General features: G+C 40.6%; 15 protein-coding genes. 6 read left to right on the plus strand and 9 right to left on the minus strand.

Going from position 1 to position 15,352, the window contains the following annotated elements; all coding sequences use genetic code 11:
- Window positions 1-74 precede the first annotated feature (74 nt).
- Entirely contained in the window at window positions 75-968 is an 894-nt protein-coding gene (locus Q8W26_RS12805; protein WP_305473578.1) for a D-hexose-6-phosphate mutarotase, read from the minus strand.
- A 130-nt stretch (window positions 969-1,098) separates the two neighbouring features.
- On the opposite strand from Q8W26_RS12805, the gene mutT reads away from it, so the two are divergent.
- Window positions 1,099-1,491 carry an 8-oxo-dGTP diphosphatase MutT gene (gene mutT, locus Q8W26_RS12810; RefSeq protein WP_101213263.1) on the plus strand — a complete coding sequence of 131 codons (393 nt, stop codon included), beginning with the start codon at window positions 1,099-1,101 and terminating at the stop codon, window positions 1,489-1,491.
- Window positions 1,492-1,514: 23 nt separating this feature from the next.
- On the opposite strand, the gene yacG is transcribed toward mutT, so the two are convergent.
- The 6 genes from yacG to pilB form a co-directional block, all read right to left on the minus strand.
- Window positions 1,515-1,730, minus strand: coding sequence for a DNA gyrase inhibitor YacG (yacG, locus tag Q8W26_RS12815; RefSeq protein ID WP_101213264.1), 216 nt, complete (start codon window positions 1,728-1,730; stop codon window positions 1,515-1,517).
- A gap of 14 nt (window positions 1,731-1,744) precedes the next feature.
- On the minus strand, window positions 1,745-2,479 hold the full coding sequence (locus Q8W26_RS12820) for a cell division protein ZapD (RefSeq protein ID WP_305473579.1): 735 nt from the start codon (window positions 2,477-2,479) through the stop codon (window positions 1,745-1,747).
- Window positions 2,480-2,641: 162 nt separating this feature from the next.
- Window positions 2,642-3,265 carry a dephospho-CoA kinase gene (coaE, locus tag Q8W26_RS12825; RefSeq protein ID WP_101213266.1) on the minus strand — a complete coding sequence of 208 codons (624 nt, stop codon included), beginning with the start codon at window positions 3,263-3,265 and terminating at the stop codon, window positions 2,642-2,644.
- A 2-nt stretch (window positions 3,266-3,267) separates the two neighbouring features.
- Entirely contained in the window at window positions 3,268-4,155 is an 888-nt protein-coding gene (locus tag Q8W26_RS12830; protein WP_101213267.1) for an A24 family peptidase, read from the minus strand.
- A 45-nt stretch (window positions 4,156-4,200) separates the two neighbouring features.
- A complete protein-coding gene (locus Q8W26_RS12835; protein ID WP_305473581.1) occupies window positions 4,201-5,436 on the minus strand; it encodes a type II secretion system F family protein in 1,236 nt (411 codons plus the stop codon).
- A gap of 122 nt (window positions 5,437-5,558) precedes the next feature.
- Window positions 5,559-7,268 (minus strand): type IV-A pilus assembly ATPase PilB, encoded by a 1,710-nt coding sequence (gene pilB / locus Q8W26_RS12840; RefSeq protein WP_305473582.1) that lies wholly within the window; start codon window positions 7,266-7,268, stop codon window positions 5,559-5,561.
- A gap of 547 nt (window positions 7,269-7,815) precedes the next feature.
- On the opposite strand from pilB, the gene Q8W26_RS12845 reads away from it, so the two are divergent.
- Window positions 7,816-8,211, plus strand: coding sequence for a prepilin-type N-terminal cleavage/methylation domain-containing protein (locus tag Q8W26_RS12845; protein ID WP_305473583.1), 396 nt, complete (start codon window positions 7,816-7,818; stop codon window positions 8,209-8,211).
- An 88-nt stretch (window positions 8,212-8,299) separates the two neighbouring features.
- Here Q8W26_RS12845 and nadC read toward each other — a convergent pair whose 3' ends face one another.
- Together nadC and Q8W26_RS12855 are read right to left on the minus strand one after the other, a co-directional pair.
- On the minus strand, window positions 8,300-9,139 hold the full coding sequence (nadC, locus tag Q8W26_RS12850; RefSeq protein WP_305473584.1) for a carboxylating nicotinate-nucleotide diphosphorylase: 840 nt from the start codon (window positions 9,137-9,139) through the stop codon (window positions 8,300-8,302).
- Between the two features lie 32 nt (window positions 9,140-9,171).
- On the minus strand, window positions 9,172-9,669 hold the full coding sequence (locus Q8W26_RS12855) for a TIGR02281 family clan AA aspartic protease (protein ID WP_305473586.1): 498 nt from the start codon (window positions 9,667-9,669) through the stop codon (window positions 9,172-9,174).
- Between the two features lie 191 nt (window positions 9,670-9,860).
- Between Q8W26_RS12855 and ampD the strand changes: the two genes are divergently transcribed.
- The 4 genes from ampD to aceE all read left to right on the plus strand — a co-directional run bounded on the left by ampD (window position 9,861) and on the right by aceE (window position 15,349).
- Window positions 9,861-10,454 (plus strand): 1,6-anhydro-N-acetylmuramyl-L-alanine amidase AmpD, encoded by a 594-nt coding sequence (ampD, locus tag Q8W26_RS12860; protein WP_305473588.1) that lies wholly within the window; start codon window positions 9,861-9,863, stop codon window positions 10,452-10,454.
- A gap of 61 nt (window positions 10,455-10,515) precedes the next feature.
- Window positions 10,516-11,382 carry a beta-lactamase regulator AmpE gene (ampE, locus tag Q8W26_RS12865; protein ID WP_305473589.1) on the plus strand — a complete coding sequence of 289 codons (867 nt, stop codon included), beginning with the start codon at window positions 10,516-10,518 and terminating at the stop codon, window positions 11,380-11,382.
- A 397-nt stretch (window positions 11,383-11,779) separates the two neighbouring features.
- Window positions 11,780-12,547, plus strand: a complete 768-nt coding sequence (gene pdhR / locus Q8W26_RS12870; protein ID WP_305473590.1) for a pyruvate dehydrogenase complex transcriptional repressor PdhR — start codon at window positions 11,780-11,782, stop codon at window positions 12,545-12,547.
- Window positions 12,548-12,676: 129 nt separating this feature from the next.
- Window positions 12,677-15,349, plus strand: coding sequence for a pyruvate dehydrogenase (acetyl-transferring), homodimeric type (aceE, locus tag Q8W26_RS12875; protein WP_101213276.1), 2,673 nt, complete (start codon window positions 12,677-12,679; stop codon window positions 15,347-15,349).
- The last annotated feature ends 3 nt before the right edge of the window (window positions 15,350-15,352 follow it).

A 15,352-nucleotide genomic window follows, 5' to 3' on the forward strand; every position in this document is an offset into this window, starting at 1 on the left:
TTAGCCAGCTATGCGCTCTCTTTTAATTTAAGTAACTCTATCGAGAAGCGCAATAATCAATCACTACTTATTAACTAGCTTAGGTGCTGAGTAATATAAAGGCGCGCGCTCTTTTGCTCACCGGGGGCAATAAACCACTGCTGATCTTTTATCGCTCCGCGCTCAACACAAACAAATTGGTGATAAAACTCTTCCCCTATATCAGCCATATTACTTGCTAACTCTTGACCAGGGTTCCAAGTGATCACACTAGGGCAATTGTCGCCAGCAATGATTAACTGATGCTGTGAGTTTATTGTTTGCTCTCCTTGAGTTTGTGTAAAGTATCGGTCCACCTCTGTGCAAAAAGTCAGTTCACCTAAGAGCGTGGCTTCTAGTTGGTTAACTGTATCGACATAATCTTGATTATCCAACCCTGTAACATATGTCTTGTTGATGTCATCGACATTAAAATAACTGTGTAGTGCCCACTCACAAGGGATTGCTTGTTCGCTTTGGTTTTCGACGCTAAATTCAACCGTCAATTCTCTGCCTAGAGTGAAATGAACTCGCATTGTGAACTCATAAGGAAACACTTTGCGCGTCATTGTATTAGGCGTTAGTGACAGAGTGACTTGCTGGTTCTGGTTATCGAGAGTTGATACATCATCTAATTGCCACAGGCTAGTTCGGGCAAAACCGTGGCTAGGGTATGGCTTACACGAGTGAGCGCCAAACCATGGTGCGCAAATTGGAATTCCACCACGAATTGCTTTACCTTGCTCAAACGTTGCCAGTGGACTAAGCCATAACACTGCTGGCTTCCCCTTAGGTGTAAACTCTAAAATTTGACCACCATAAAGGGATATAACCGCTTGGCATTGCTCATTATCAATGATAAGCAATGGTAACGCTTGCGTCGAATGGTAATGTTTTTGGGTATCACTAAATGTAATACCTGTTGGAAGTGCAGATTCTTTTCGTTCCATTGGCATCGCTTGTCACTACAAATTATGTTTTTCGAAGTATAATAAGCAATGAATATAGCAATAACCCACCGGAATACCAAGCGAGAGAATTGATTTGCTTATATTGCTGGGAAGAAAACGGATAATATAAATTATGAAAAAGATTGCAGTTGCTGTTGGTGTTGTAACTAACCGCCAAGGTCAAATACTTTTGGCGCTTCGTCATGAGCACCTTCACCAAGGTGGAAAATGGGAGTTTCCAGGTGGGAAAATTGAACAAGGAGAGCAAACATTTGACGCATTGAGCCGTGAATTGAATGAGGAAGTCAATATCAATGTTGAACAAGCGAGTCCGTTAATTAAGCTCGAATATGACTATGGAGATAAACTTGTTGTACTTGACGTGTGGCAAGTCAGTGAGTTTAGTGGTGTTGCCCAAGGCATGGAGCAACAGCAGATAAAATGGGTCGATAAAGTCGACTTAGCGAATTATCAATTCCCTGATGCTAATCAACCGATTGTTGATCTATTAATCAAAGAGTAACCTTACTATTAATACCAGTCTGGTTATTCATCTGGTTGAAAAAATTCGTCATTTAATGGCAAGTCAAATTCATCTATCGCTAGTTCATTATTTAATGACGGGCCTGCAATGGTATTATTTTCACTTGCCCATTCCCCCAAGTCGATGAGTTTACAGCGCTCACTGCAAAATGGTCTAAAAGTACTTTCTTTTATCCATAGTACAGTTTTGTCACAAGTTGGGCAGTTTACTTCAGTCATGGAGCTCTCTTTGATTAGCAGCAGGCAAGGGCGAAGTTTATATCATGAAGTGGTTGCTCATTCCAAGAGATAAAGCGAATAGAATAACGATTACGATAACCACTAATGCAAGGGTAGCAACCTTGATGAACGGCTACTTTTATTCTCACCAGTTGGCTTTCGGTGCAGCCATCCTGGAAAAAACCATCGGTTGCCACCTGTTCGTAATACGTTGAGGACTCCCTAAGTAACTGAAGTAGTAGAGTGACTGCTTCAATGGTTTGTTCAAAAGGTGCTAACCATTTATTGATATCACTCAAACGTTGATGTTGGGGTAAATGCTGCCAATAATGAAGTAGTGGTGTGTCAAACTCACAACCTCCACCAGGTAGGGATTGTTTATTCTTTATTTGCACTAGCAAAGGGTCTTGGCTGATTAATGCATGTACTTTATTAGGCTGAGCTTGGCTAAAGTTAAAACTATCAATTTTTTTAATTAACTTATTTAATTGCTCTTTGTCGATACTTTCAACATCAAACCACTGGTTTAAAGAAACCTTTCTCGTGTCCAAGTCACGTAATAGCTCTTTTTTGAACTCGCCACGATCCACTTGCTCTGCTAACGTAAATAACGCAGAAAAGAATGGTTTAAATAACTCTGGCTGTTGTAAGCTTTGGTATGCGTGTAATTGCTTACTTAGCTGTTCGATACGTAAATAACATCGAATTTTTTCTGTTAATGGATACTCATAGATAATAGTGTCAGACATAATAATTATTATTGTGTATGTAATATAACTCACCATTCTATTAACATTTGTTGTTATTATTTTACATTGTTAATGTTAATACCTACTCAATGCTTTATAGCTTGTTGAATAGTGAACCAGTTTTTATTATTGTGCTTTAAATAAAGGTTTTTGATCAACCTTTTAGTTTCCGGTTCCTTCCAGAGCACGTTCAAGATAGCTATGATGCAATTTTTTTACATCATTAGTCAACTTATTGATCATTCCTGTGTTTTCTATAATATCATCTGCATGACTTAAGCGTAAATTACGCTCCAACTGCGATGACATTATTGCTTGTGCTTGGGCTTCATCGCAACCGTCTCGCTCCATAGTTCGTTTGAGTTGTTGTTGTTCCGAAGCGTCAATGATTAACACGCGATTTACCATTGTCTGAATGTTGTTTTCAATTAACAAAGGTGCAACAAGTAAGCAGTATGTTGATTGAGTTTGTTGCAGTTGCCTTGTAATCTCTTGGCGGATTATTGGGTGGAGTAGTTCATTTAACCAAGCTTTTGCTTGGTTATCAGCAAAAACGATCCGACGAAGCTCAGAGCGTTTAAGTTCACCTTGTTCATCAATCACGGCATCACCAAATTTTTTAGCGATGGCGTTCAGTGCATGAGTCCCTTGAGCAACAACCTCTCGAGCAACAATGTCGGCATCAACCACATCAATGCCTAACTCCATAAATAAATTAGCAACCGTTGTTTTACCGCTAGCTATTCCGCCGGTTAGGCCGACAATATATTTTTTATCAGCTGGCATACTCATAGCCCAATAGATTGGAGGTATAACTGGTTAATTTGTTCACCCCAAATTAATGCAATCCAACCTGCAATTGCTAAATAAGGACCAAAGGGGATAGGGATGTTTTTATCTTGCCCACGGACCGCTAATATTGTGATGCCAATAATTGCACCAACAAGTGATGACAAAATGATCGTTAGTGGCAAATACTGCCAACCAAGCCAAGCACCGATTAACGCAAAGAGTTTAAAATCACCATAGCCCATGCCATCCTTGCCGGTGAGTATTTTAAATAACCAAAATACAGTCCATAAACTCATGTAACCAGCAACAGCACCAATGACAGCACTATTTAAATCAACGAATGTGCCGTTAAGGTTGATGATTAAACCAAACCATAGCATAGGTAAGACGATGGAGTCGGGCAACAGCATGGTGTCAAAATCGATAAAGGTTAAAGCGACTAGGCTCCATGTAAAGCATAGCGCTGCAACACATTGCCAAGTCGGACCAAATGTACAAGCTACAACCAAAGATAAAATCCCCGTTATTAACTCGACCATTGGGTAGCGTGTTGAAATGGGGGTTTGACATTGGCTACATTTCCCTTTCAGCCATAAATAGCTAACAACAGGGATGTTTTCTCGTGCCGTAATTTGATGTCCACACTTAGGGCAGCCTGAACGAGGGACGATTAAGTTATATGCCGTCGCGTGCTTAGCAGTTGAATCTTTTTCATCTGGTAGCTCAAAATACTCTTTAGCTTCAGCTTTAAATTCACGCTCCATCATAATGGGCAGGCGATGGATCACCACATTGAGAAAACTGCCAACTAATAAACCGAGTATTGTAATTACCCCGTAAAAATACCAAGGGTAATTAACCATCACATTTACAAAATCATTCATTTATTCGTGTTCTTTTAGCTTTTTTTTAATAGGAAAAATAGGGGGTTAAACAACATTACCCATTTCAAATATCGGTAGATACATGCCGATGATTAAGCCACCAACAATGGTACCAATTACGACCATTAACATTGGCTCGATTAAGGTGGTTAGCCCATCAACCGCATCGTCAACTTCCATTTCATAGATAGCAGCAACTTTATTGAGCATGTCATCAATAGAGCCAGCCTCTTCACCAATCATTATCATTTGAATAAGCATATCGGGGAATACGCCAGTGGTGCGCATAGCTATATTGAGCATTAACCCAGACTCTACTTCTCGTCGGGCACTGAGGATCGCATCGCGATATAATGCATTGCCTGAAGCTCCTGCGGCCGATTCTAAGCCTTCAAGTAACGGGACACCTGCGTTAAAGGTCGTTGCTAGTGTACGACTGAACCGTGCGATTGAAGACTTATGTAAAATTGATCCGATGATAGGAAGTTTCAATAGAACATGGTCAGTTTTATCTCGAACTTTTTGTGAGTTAAAGTGGGCACGTTGAAAGGCAAAAATTGAAAAGCCTAAAACGCCAAATATGATGTACCAATAGTCTTGCACCGCGCGGGAAATTTTTAGTATTAATTGAGTAAACGCTGGTAGTTCTGCCCCGAAGCCTGCAAATATTTCTTCAAACTGTGGCACTACAAAGATTAATAGCAACATAGTGACACCGAACGCTACCGCAATAACAGCGGCCGGATAAAATAATGCTTTTTTAATTTTTGACTTTAGCGCTTCAGTTTTTTCTTTATAAGTCGCAATGCGATCGTACACAGTATCTAGTGAGCCTGAGTGCTCACCTGCCGCCACAAGGTCACAATATAAGTCGTCGAAGTATTTTCGGTGTGGGCGAAGAGAGTCAGCAACAGGCACGCCGGCTTGAATATCATTATTAATAGCCGTGAGTAGTTCTCTCATTTTTGGCTTTTCATGACCATCTGCAACAATCTTCATGCTTTGAACTAGCGGTACACCAGCAGATAACATTGTTGCTATCTGGCGTGTTATCATCGCCATATCCATCGGAGTAATTTTGTTAGATGAACCGAAACTAAATAATGGCTCGGGTTTCTTTTTTAGTTTAGTGACATTGACACCTTGCTTACGTAAAGCATCTTTGACGTCTTTCTCACTAGCCCCTTTATAGTCCCCGGAGGTTCTTTCACCTTTGCGGTTTATCCCATGCCAAATGTAGGTGTTAATTTTGGCTGTGGATTTGTCTTTTATGCTAGCCATATAAATCCCTATGAATGCATCCAGTGGTATTAACTTAAGCTAAATGCTTATTATATTGCAAATCACTAATGATATTTAATTAACTTGCAAGCATTTACAAAACTTTGCACATAATGTCTTAATTAGAAACTCGTGACTCGATTAACTTCTGCAAGACTTGTGACACCTTGTAAGGCTTTTAGTAAAGCTGAGCGACGTAGGCTATTAACTCCTTCATCTGTTGCAATTTCAGCAATTTGTAACGAGTTACCACCTTCCATAATGGTTTTACCAATTTGTTCACTCATCGGCATAACCTCGTAGATACCGACACGGCCTTTATAGCCTCCAGAACATTTATCACAGCCTACGGCATGATAAAAGTGAGGCTGGGCAGCAATTTCTTCTGCTTTAAAACCGAGTTTGACTAGTTCTGCTTCAGGTAACTGCTCTGACTGTTTACAATGCTCACAAAGGCGTCTTGCTAATCGTTGGGCGATAATGAGGCTAACAGAGCTTGCGATATTATAACCCGGCACTCCCATGTTGACTAAACGTGTAATGGTTTCAGCAGCCGAATTTGTATGTAGTGTTGATAACACTAAGTGACCAGTTTGTGCTGCTTTAATAGCTATTTCAGCGGTTTCTAAATCCCGGATCTCACCCACCATCACAACATCAGGATCTTGACGTAGGAAAGCACGCAGCGCAGAAGCAAAGTCAAGTCCTGCTTTACTATTGATATGAACTTGGTTAACGCCGGATAAGTTAATTTCTACGGGATCTTCAGCTGTTGAAATATTACGTTCAGGCGTATTAAGGATATTAAGTCCAGTATAAAGAGAGACGGTTTTTCCAGAACCAGTGGGCCCTGTTACTAAAATCATCCCTTGCGGGCGTTTTAAGTTTTCTTCATATAGGGCGCGTTGCTCCGGCTCATAACCTAATACTTCAATACCCATCATCGCAATCGATGAATCTAAAATACGAAGCACTATTTTTTCACCAAACAAGGTTGGTAATGAGCTCACCCGAAAGTCGATGGATTTCTTACTCGAAATCTTTAATTTGATACGACCATCTTGCGGTACACGCTTTTCGGCAATATCCATTTTCGACATCACTTTTAATCTTGCAGCTAACCTAGAAGCTAAATAAGCTGGTGGACTACCCATTTCGTGCAAAATGCCATCGATACGAAAGCGAACCCGATAGTTTTTTTCATAAGGTTCAAAGTGTAAATCAGAAGCGCCTTTGCGTATCGCGTCCATTAATAGCTTATTGATATAAATAACGATGGGCTGGTCATCAGTATCTAAGTCGGAATCTTGGTTGGTAGCAGGGCTTTGGTCATCGACATCAATCGCTGAAAGCTCATCTTCATCAAAATCATCAAGCGATAATGCGCTAGAATCAGACTCAAACAAAGTATTAATGACTTTACTGAGTTGATCTTCGGCAACTAAAATGGGTTCAGTGCGCATCCCAGCATTAAATTGGAACTCTTCAAGGGCGTTAATATTGGTTGGGTCGCCAATTGCAACATACAACCGATTGCCACGAGTGTATAAAGGCAAAGCTTGGTGCTTTAAAATACGCTTTTCATTGAGTAAATCAGAAGGCAGCTGTGCTACATCGAAGTTATTGATATCAAGTAAAGGAATAGAAAATTCAATACTGCATAAATTGGCTACGGCCGTAGCATCAATTAATTTCTCTTCAACTAAATAGCTTAAAAAAGGTTTCTTATCCCTATCACACTGCTCAGCGGCTTTTTTGGCAACCTCAGCAGTTAATAGCTGATGCTCGACAAATAAGTTGAGTAAACCGTGAAAGGATGTATTGCGCGCCATTTACTTAAAACCCAAAATAAAAAATGAAATTAATTTCATCAGCTTAAACTAAAACAAAAGCGATGACTATTAAATACGACCTTTTGAAGTACCTTTAATCAATATAGCCACATAATGCTCTAAAAAACATATATCTAATATAATCCTTTTATCTGATGGGGTTTAATTAAAGATTACTTGGCAGCGTTTCAAGGCACTGTTGTTTCTAATGAGCTACATTTTATTGTGCTCTCACCACAATGAAATGCGGAAAAGTGAGTATAGGAGTCAGTCTTTTATAAGTTGTATTTTTGTTAATCAAGTGCTAATTTATCTGTAGCCGCTTAGAAGCGCTGTATTGTTTTAGTAACAGGCTAAAGAGGTCAATGAACAGCCAAGGCAAATTAGAAAAAAGGTTAAATTATTGATGGTATACAATATTTTTGATCGTTAAATTAGCATCGGGTGTTCCCGTATTATTTAAACATGGTTATAATGTTTTTTATTAGTTAAAACTAAACTAATTTACAAAAACAATAACTGTGAGTTTTCTCAAAGGAAAAATATTATGAAAAAAGTACAACAAGGTTTTACCTTAATCGAATTAATGATCGTTGTGGCAATTATCGGTATCTTAGCTGCTGTGGCGTTACCTCAATATCAAAAATATACTCAAAAAGCACGCTTTGCTGACGTTAATATAGCGGTTTCTAGTACTAAAGCTGCGATGGCAATTTGTTTAAATGTGGAAAGTGCAACTGCTAGTTGTGATACATTTGCAAAGATCGGTCTTGCGGATCCTGGAAGTACAGATAGCTTAGCTTCTGTGGCTATAACAGCTTCGACAGGTGTAATAACTGGTACTGGTACAGCCGCTGCAGGTGGTTATACCTCTATCTTTACTCCGGCGGCTAGTGGTACATTTTCTCATACCGGTACCTGTATCGCTGCAGGTTATTGTTAATATTTAGGCTTTAATTTGAGTCTAATAAGAGTAAATATAAAACCCATCTCAGATAATTAAACTTGGGATGGGTTTTTTGATTACGGGTTTACTTCAATCGCATCGACAAATCTGTCGCTTTAACATGCTTAGTCAACGCTCCTACCGAAATATAATCAATCCCTGTTCTAGCAAAGTTGGTAATAGTTTCAATAGTTACATTACCTGATACTTCAAGTTTGGCTTTGCCAGCATTGAGCGCCACGGCTTGTTGCATCATTTCAATATCAAAGTTATCAAGCATCACAATATCACTACCAGCATCTAATGCTTGAGTAAGCTCTTCAATGCTTTCTACTTCAACTTCAACCAGCTTATCAGGGTTTAGTTCGCGAGCTTTATCAATAGCTTGTTTAATACCACCACAACCCATGATGTGATTTTCTTTAATTAAGTAGGCATCAAATAAACCGATACGATGGTTCGAGCCGCCGCCACATTTTACGGCATATTTTTGTGCAGTACGTTGCCCTGGAATTGTTTTACGCGTATCAAGTAGGCGTGTGTTGGTGCCTTCGATGGCGTCGACATAGCTTTTTACTGCGGTCGCAGTTCCTGACAGCATTTGAATGAAATTTAACGCGGTGCGCTCACCCGTTAATAAAATGCGTGTTGGGCCAGATAGCTCACAAAGCACTTCATTAGGCGCGACAATGTCACCGTCATCAACAAACCAATGAATAGCAACTTCACTGCCAAGCTGTTTAAATACTTCTTCAGCCCATGCTTTGCCACAAAAAACAGCAACGTCACGACTTATGATGGTCGCTTGAGCGGTATTAGTCTCAGGGATTAAGTTAGCGGTAATATCGCCTTTGGTATAAGACTGATATCCAAGATCTTCATTTAGCGCCTGTTCTACAGCAGCCTTTATATCGTTTTGTAACATAAGTTCTTCTTTCATTGGCTTTTTGACTCGAGTTATTGGGTTAACGTGAGTGTATTATTTCGTTGCACTAATTCTAACTGTTTTAAGGCATTCATGCCCAGTAAAATTGTGTTATTCGTCATACCAGGATTAAGGTTAGCCGTTAAGTTATAAAACTCGATATTTCCCAAGCTTAAATGTTCTATTTGCGTACTAGAGACGGTGACTGTGCCATTAGCTGTATGAACGGTCTGTTTTCGACCTGATTGTAAGTTCAGTTGCTGCTGCAGGTGCGCTGGAATCGATATTTGTGTTGCGCCAGTATCTAATAAAAAAGTCACAGGAACATTATTAATAGTGCCTGTAGCGACATAATGCCCCATTCTATTTTGGTGCAATGTTATGCTTGAACGGCCTTGCGCTGTGATAGTTGATTGGATTTGCTCATTAGGGTTAATTTGTTGATCTATTTTGTCCTGAAAAAAATACACTAATCCAATTAAGGCAAGGCACCAAAATATGACCCACATGCCTTTTCCAATTCTTTCCATTAGAGGTGTCCTTACTGTTGAAAAATTCATTCAATATAAAGTTAAATTAACATAATCTTCGAATAGAGGGTAATAGATGTAGCGTGCTAAGACTGCTGGCCTTTGCTAAAAAGGTAAACTCTTTTATCATGTAAAGATTAAATTTTTATCGCTAGCAACTAAGGGCGGTCATACAGCTGTTGGGTAAAATAATGAATGTAATAGATAGAACATCGAAGCAGCAGTACCAAGCTAGCTCGATTAATAATACTGGTTGGTTAACGCATATTCGTCACTGTCCGTCACCGCACTTTAATCAGCGGCCCATGGGCTGTGCTATTTCGCTATTAGTGATTCATAACATTAGTTTACCACCAGGGAAGTTTGGCGGTAGCTTTATTGACCATTTATTTCAAGGGACCTTGGATTGTAATGCAGATCCTTTTTTTGCTGATCTTGAAGGGTTACGTGTATCGGCTCACTGTATGATTAACCGCACAGGAGAGGTCACGCAATACGTCGCGTTTAATGAGCGTGCGTGGCATGCGGGAGTTTCCAGCTTCGAAAATATTGATAATTGTAATGATTACTCAATTGGTATTGAGCTTGAAGGAACCGATACTACTCCGTATACACCAGCGCAGTACATAACACTTGCTACACTAACTAAAAAAATTCAACAGGCTTATCCTAATATTACAAACCATCGTATCACTGGGCATAGTGACATCGCTCCTGGGCGTAAGACCGATCCTGGGGCAGCATTTGATTGGGGGCATTTTAGAGGGTTGCTGGCCTTATCTTAATGACAAACTGAATACCTTTAGGATAAGATTCTGTTTATTAAAACTTATTAACGAGATAATTATGGCTTTATTTGCCTTACTAGCTGCTTTGTTTATCGAGCGAATGACCAGTCTAACCCAAGGTTGGCAATTTCAGTACTGGTTTGAGAAGTTAGCGTTAAAATTGGCGACGACGTTTGAGAGAACGTCAAACAGTTTTAAGTTATTAGTTCTTGTGTTGCCCGCGTTGATTATGCATATAGTGCTGTCAGCAGTTGAAGGGGTGTTATTTGGCATTATTTCTCTAGTAATCTGGACCTTAGCGACTTTAATGTGTGTCGGCTGTGTTTATTATCGGACGCTGTATAAGAAATACTTACTTGCGGTAAGCCATCAAGATGTGCAAGCAAGTTACCATTTAGCTTCACAATTGGCCGATGTACAAGATATTAATGTTGATAATAAAACGATGCTTGGCGCTCGTGTTGGACGTCAGCTGACTTGGATTAATTATCGCTTTTATTGTGCTGTTATTTTGATGATGGTGATTGGTGGACCTGTAGCTATGGTGTTTTACGCAACAGTTAGAGCCTTTGATGTAATGATGTTTAAAGGGCAACTGCCGGATTCAAACGTTGTTCGGCGTTTATTGTTTATACTCGATTGGCTACCAGCGAGAATGATTGCTTTGTGTTATGTGTTAGTTGGTAATTTCTCCCATGCTATTGGTGAATGGGGTAAAACCATTGCGCAACCAAGTCTTGCTACCTATGACGTATTAACTCGTGTAGCGATGGCTTCAGAACAATTTTCTTATGACCAGTTTTCACAAGGTGAGGATAGTGTATGCATGGAAAGCACTTGTCGATTAGTGAAGTTAGCTAAACGCACTGCTGTATTGCTTGTTGCTGTTATCTCGATGTTGACGATTGCTGGGGTATTAATTTAGCCCTGCGACTCCTAAAGCTTTCCGATATCGTTATTTTAATTCCGTTGCCGCACATTGAGCAACATTCCGACCTAAAAACATCACAAGAATGATGATACCCATCAAAGAATCAAACGCTCGTTTAAAGGTCTTACCAATTTAACGAAATGCGAGTTTCTTGTCATACCTCTCCTTGGCTAAAGTCTGATATCTTAAGCTATAAATCCGTCAAAGGTTGTATTTACGCGCTTGGAAAACTTTAAATGATTTTTCTAAGTAAAATTTAATTTAGACTAAAGTTGATTTTTTTGTGCAGTGATTGGGTATAATCGACAGGCAAAAGTAGACATTAACAGTATTCTTTGCTAAATTTCACATTAATGGTTAATTGGTAATACCAATTGTTGTGAGAGGGAATATGACCTATCGTAAAATCAGGCAGCCAAAACTTTCCGATGCGATTGTTGAAGCGCTTGAGACAATGATTCTTGAAGGGACATTACGTCCTGGAGAAAAGCTGCCTTCAGAGCGAGACTTAGCGAAGCAGTTTGAAGTGTCTCGTCCTTCGATTAGGGAAGCAATTCAAGCACTTGAAGCTAAGGGCTTGTTGTCACGCCGCCAAGGTGGTGGCACTTATGTACAAGACCAGTTGTGGCAAAGCCTCAGCGATCCTGTACTAGAGCTAATCGCAAATGATCCGGAAAGTCAGTATGACTTGCTTGAGTTTCGTCATGCGACTGAAGGCATGTTGGCGTTTTATGCCGCAATTCGTGGTACAACAACTGACTTTGAACGAATCCGTGCATGTCAGGAGGCGATAGCACAAGCACAGCAATCACAAGATATTGATTTAGAAGCTAATGCTATTGTGGAGTTGTATAAAGTTGTCGCAGAAGCGTCACATAACGTTGCTATGCTTCATTTAGTATTGAGTATGAGTGAGCTATTACGACAAAATATCGTACAGAATTTAGCGCTGCTATACCGCCATGAAAAAGCAGTAGAAGTAAGTAATAAACATCGTAGTGCATTAATTGAAGCCATTGTGTCACGAGATTCCGAGCAAGCTAGAAATGCATCGAATGCTCACTTAGCTTACATCGAAGAGGTTTTACTCTCGGTGAGGCAAGAAGACTCAAGAGTACAACGCGCACTGCGTAGAATACAGAATAACGACCCTGCCTAAGTGTAGGGTTTTACTATTTTAGCTAGTTTAAAAAGATTGGTTATATCGCCTGCTGATTAATGCAATAACGTAGACATTGCACAGCAGAGCATAAAACCACTGAAATTATAAAAATATAAGGATAAGACAATGTCTGACATCAACTTACACGATGTAGACCCTCAGGAAACTGAGGAGTGGATCGATGCTCTTGAAGCAGTTCTTCAAGAGGAAGGTCCTGAGCGTGCTCACTATTTACTTGAAAAGTTAATCGATAAGGCGCGCCGTTCAGGTGCTCACCTGCCTTACACTGCCACTACTGCCTATGTAAACTCGATCCCTACGGGGCAAGAACCACACATGCCTGGCGACCAACAAATTGAGCGTAACATTCGTTCTATGATCCGTTGGAACGCACAGGCAATGGTATTACGTGCTTCTAAGAAAAACTTAGAGCTTGGTGGTCACATTTCAAGTTTCGCATCGTCTGCGACCTTATATGATGTTGGTTTCAACCATTTCTTTAAAGCGCCAAATGATAAAGATGGCGGTGACTTAGTCTATTTCCAAGGTCATATTTCTCCAGGTATCTACGCACGTTCTTTCTTAGAAGGTCGTTTTACTGAAGAGCAAATGGATAACTTCCGTCAAGAAGCAAACAGCGACGGTTTATCGTCTTACCCACATCCTAAATTAATGCCTGAATACTGGCAGTTCCCGACGGTATCTATGGGCTTAGGTCCAATTCAAGCAATCTATCAAGCTCGTTTCCTAAAATACCTAACAGATCGTGGTATTAAAGACTGTTCAGGTCAAACAGTTTACTGTTTCATGGGCGATGGTGAGTGTGATGAGCCAGAATCACTAGGTGCAATTGGTCTTGCCGCTCGTGAAGGGCTAGATAACTTATGTTTCATCGTTAACTGTAACTTACAACGCTTAGATGGCCCTGTTCGTGGTAACAGTAAAATCATTCAAGAGCTTGAAGGTGAATTCCGCGGCGCTGGCTGGGAAGTTATCAAAGTTATCTGGGGTCGTTACTGGGACTCTTTATTAGCGCGTGATACTAGCGGTAAATTATTACAGTTGATGGAAGAAACCGTAGATGGTGAATACCAAAACTGTAAGCAAAAAGGCGGCGCATACACGCGTGAGCATTTCTTCAATAAATACCCTGAAACAGCCGAAATGGTTGCGAACATGAGTGATGAAGATATCTGGCGCCTAAACCGTGGTGGTCATGATCCGGTAAAAGTTTACGCAGCTTACGCAAAAGCGAAAGCAACGAAAGGTCGTCCAACAGTAATTCTTGCTAAGACCGTTAAAGGTTACGGTATGGGTGACTCAGCTGAGGGTAAGAACATTGCTCATGGCGTGAAGAAGATGGATATCGACGTGATCAAGCAGTTCCGTGATCGCTTCAATATTCCTGTGTCTGATGAAGATTTACCGAACCTGCCATACTACCGCCCGGCTGAAGATAGCCCTGAAATGAAATACATGAAGGCGCGTCGTGATGAGTTAGGTGGCGTATTGCCACAACGTTTACCTAAGTTCAGCGGCGAATTAAACGTGCCAAACTTGAGTATCTTTGATGCAGTATTAAAAGGCTCTGGTGAGCGTGAGATCTCAACCACTATGGTAATGATCCGCTTAATGACAGCGTTAGTTAAAGATCGTGAGATTGGTAAGCGTATCGTTCCTATCGTACCAGATGAAGCACGTACTTTCGGTATGGAAGGTATGTTCCGTCAAATCGGTATTTATGCACATGAAGGTCAAAAATACGTTCCTCAAGATCGTGACCAAGTGGCTTACTATCGTGAAGATCAATCAGGCCAAGTATTACAAGAAGGTATTAATGAGCTAGGCGCAATGGGCTCTTGGGTATCGGCGGCAACGTCTTACTCAGTGAATGACTGCCCTATGATCCCATTCTACATCTACTACTCTATGTTTGGTTTCCAACGTATTGGTGACATGGCGTGGGCAGCAGGTGATATGCAAGCACGTGGCTTCATGGTTGGTGGTACGTCAGGTCGTACAACACTTAACGGTGAAGGTTTACAGCATCAAGACGGTCATAGCCACATTCAAGCGGGTACTATCCCTAACTGTGTGTCTTACGATCCAACTTACGGTTATGAACTCGCTGTTATCGTCCAAAACGGTATTGAGCGTATGTATGGTGAAGCACAAGAAAACATCTTCTATTACTTGACAACGCTAAATGAAAACTACCAACAACCAGCAATGCCAGAAGGCGTAACTGAAGGTATCATCAATGGTATTTACCCATTTGCTACGGTTCAAGGTAATGGTAGCAACACAGTTAAATTATTAGGCTGTGGTACTATTTTTGAGCAAGTTCGTAAAGCCGCTGATATCCTTGCACAAGAGTATGGCGTGACAGCTGAATTATACAGCGTAACTTCTTTCAACGAATTAGGCCGTGATGGTCAAGATGTAGAACGTTGGAACATGCTAAACCCAACAAGTGAAGCTAAAGTTCCTTACATCGCTGAAGTACTTGGTCAAGACGAAGATAACGTAGTTATCGCGTCAACGGATCACATGAAGTCATTCGCTGAGCAAGTACGTGCTTACGTTCCTGGTAGCTACAAAGTATTGGGTACCGACGGTTTCGGCCGTAGTGATAGCCGCGCTAACTTACGTTCTCACTTCGAAGTTGATGCAGCTCATGTTGTTGTTGCCTCTCTTTCTGAGTTGGTAAAACGCGGAAAACTTGAGCAATCAGTACTATTAAGCGCGATGGAGCGTTTTGGTATCGATGGCGATAAAATTAACCCACTTTACGCATAAGGC

Origin of the sequence: Psychrobium sp. 1_MG-2023 (assembly GCF_030689115.1) — a bacterium.
Classification (GTDB): Bacteria; Pseudomonadota; Gammaproteobacteria; order Enterobacterales; family Psychrobiaceae; genus Psychrobium.

What these genes read in the sequence shown, in the direction of transcription:
- ampE (WP_305473589.1), top strand. Translation starts at nt 10,516, where the DNA reads ATGGCTTTATTTGCCTTACTAGCTGCTTTGTTTATCGAGCGAATGACC.
- Q8W26_RS12845 (WP_305473583.1), top strand. Translation starts at nt 7,816, where the DNA reads ATGAAAAAAGTACAACAAGGTTTTACCTTAATCGAATTAATGATCGTT.
- yacG (WP_101213264.1), bottom strand. Translation starts at nt 1,730, where the DNA reads ATGACTGAAGTAAACTGCCCAACTTGTGACAAAACTGTACTATGGATA.
- aceE (WP_101213276.1), top strand. Translation starts at nt 12,677, where the DNA reads ATGTCTGACATCAACTTACACGATGTAGACCCTCAGGAAACTGAGGAG.
- Q8W26_RS12830 (WP_101213267.1), bottom strand. Translation starts at nt 4,155, where the DNA reads ATGAATGATTTTGTAAATGTGATGGTTAATTACCCTTGGTATTTTTAC.
- Q8W26_RS12820 (WP_305473579.1), bottom strand. Translation starts at nt 2,479, where the DNA reads ATGTCTGACACTATTATCTATGAGTATCCATTAACAGAAAAAATTCGA.
- nadC (WP_305473584.1), bottom strand. Translation starts at nt 9,139, where the DNA reads ATGTTACAAAACGATATAAAGGCTGCTGTAGAACAGGCGCTAAATGAA.
- pilB (WP_305473582.1), bottom strand. Translation starts at nt 7,268, where the DNA reads ATGGCGCGCAATACATCCTTTCACGGTTTACTCAACTTATTTGTCGAG.
- ampD (WP_305473588.1), top strand. Translation starts at nt 9,861, where the DNA reads ATGAATGTAATAGATAGAACATCGAAGCAGCAGTACCAAGCTAGCTCG.
- pdhR (WP_305473590.1), top strand. Translation starts at nt 11,780, where the DNA reads ATGACCTATCGTAAAATCAGGCAGCCAAAACTTTCCGATGCGATTGTT.
- Q8W26_RS12805 (WP_305473578.1), bottom strand. Translation starts at nt 968, where the DNA reads ATGGAACGAAAAGAATCTGCACTTCCAACAGGTATTACATTTAGTGAT.
- Q8W26_RS12855 (WP_305473586.1), bottom strand. Translation starts at nt 9,669, where the DNA reads ATGGAAAGAATTGGAAAAGGCATGTGGGTCATATTTTGGTGCCTTGCC.
- coaE (WP_101213266.1), bottom strand. Translation starts at nt 3,265, where the DNA reads ATGCCAGCTGATAAAAAATATATTGTCGGCCTAACCGGCGGAATAGCT.
- Q8W26_RS12835 (WP_305473581.1), bottom strand. Translation starts at nt 5,436, where the DNA reads ATGGCTAGCATAAAAGACAAATCCACAGCCAAAATTAACACCTACATT.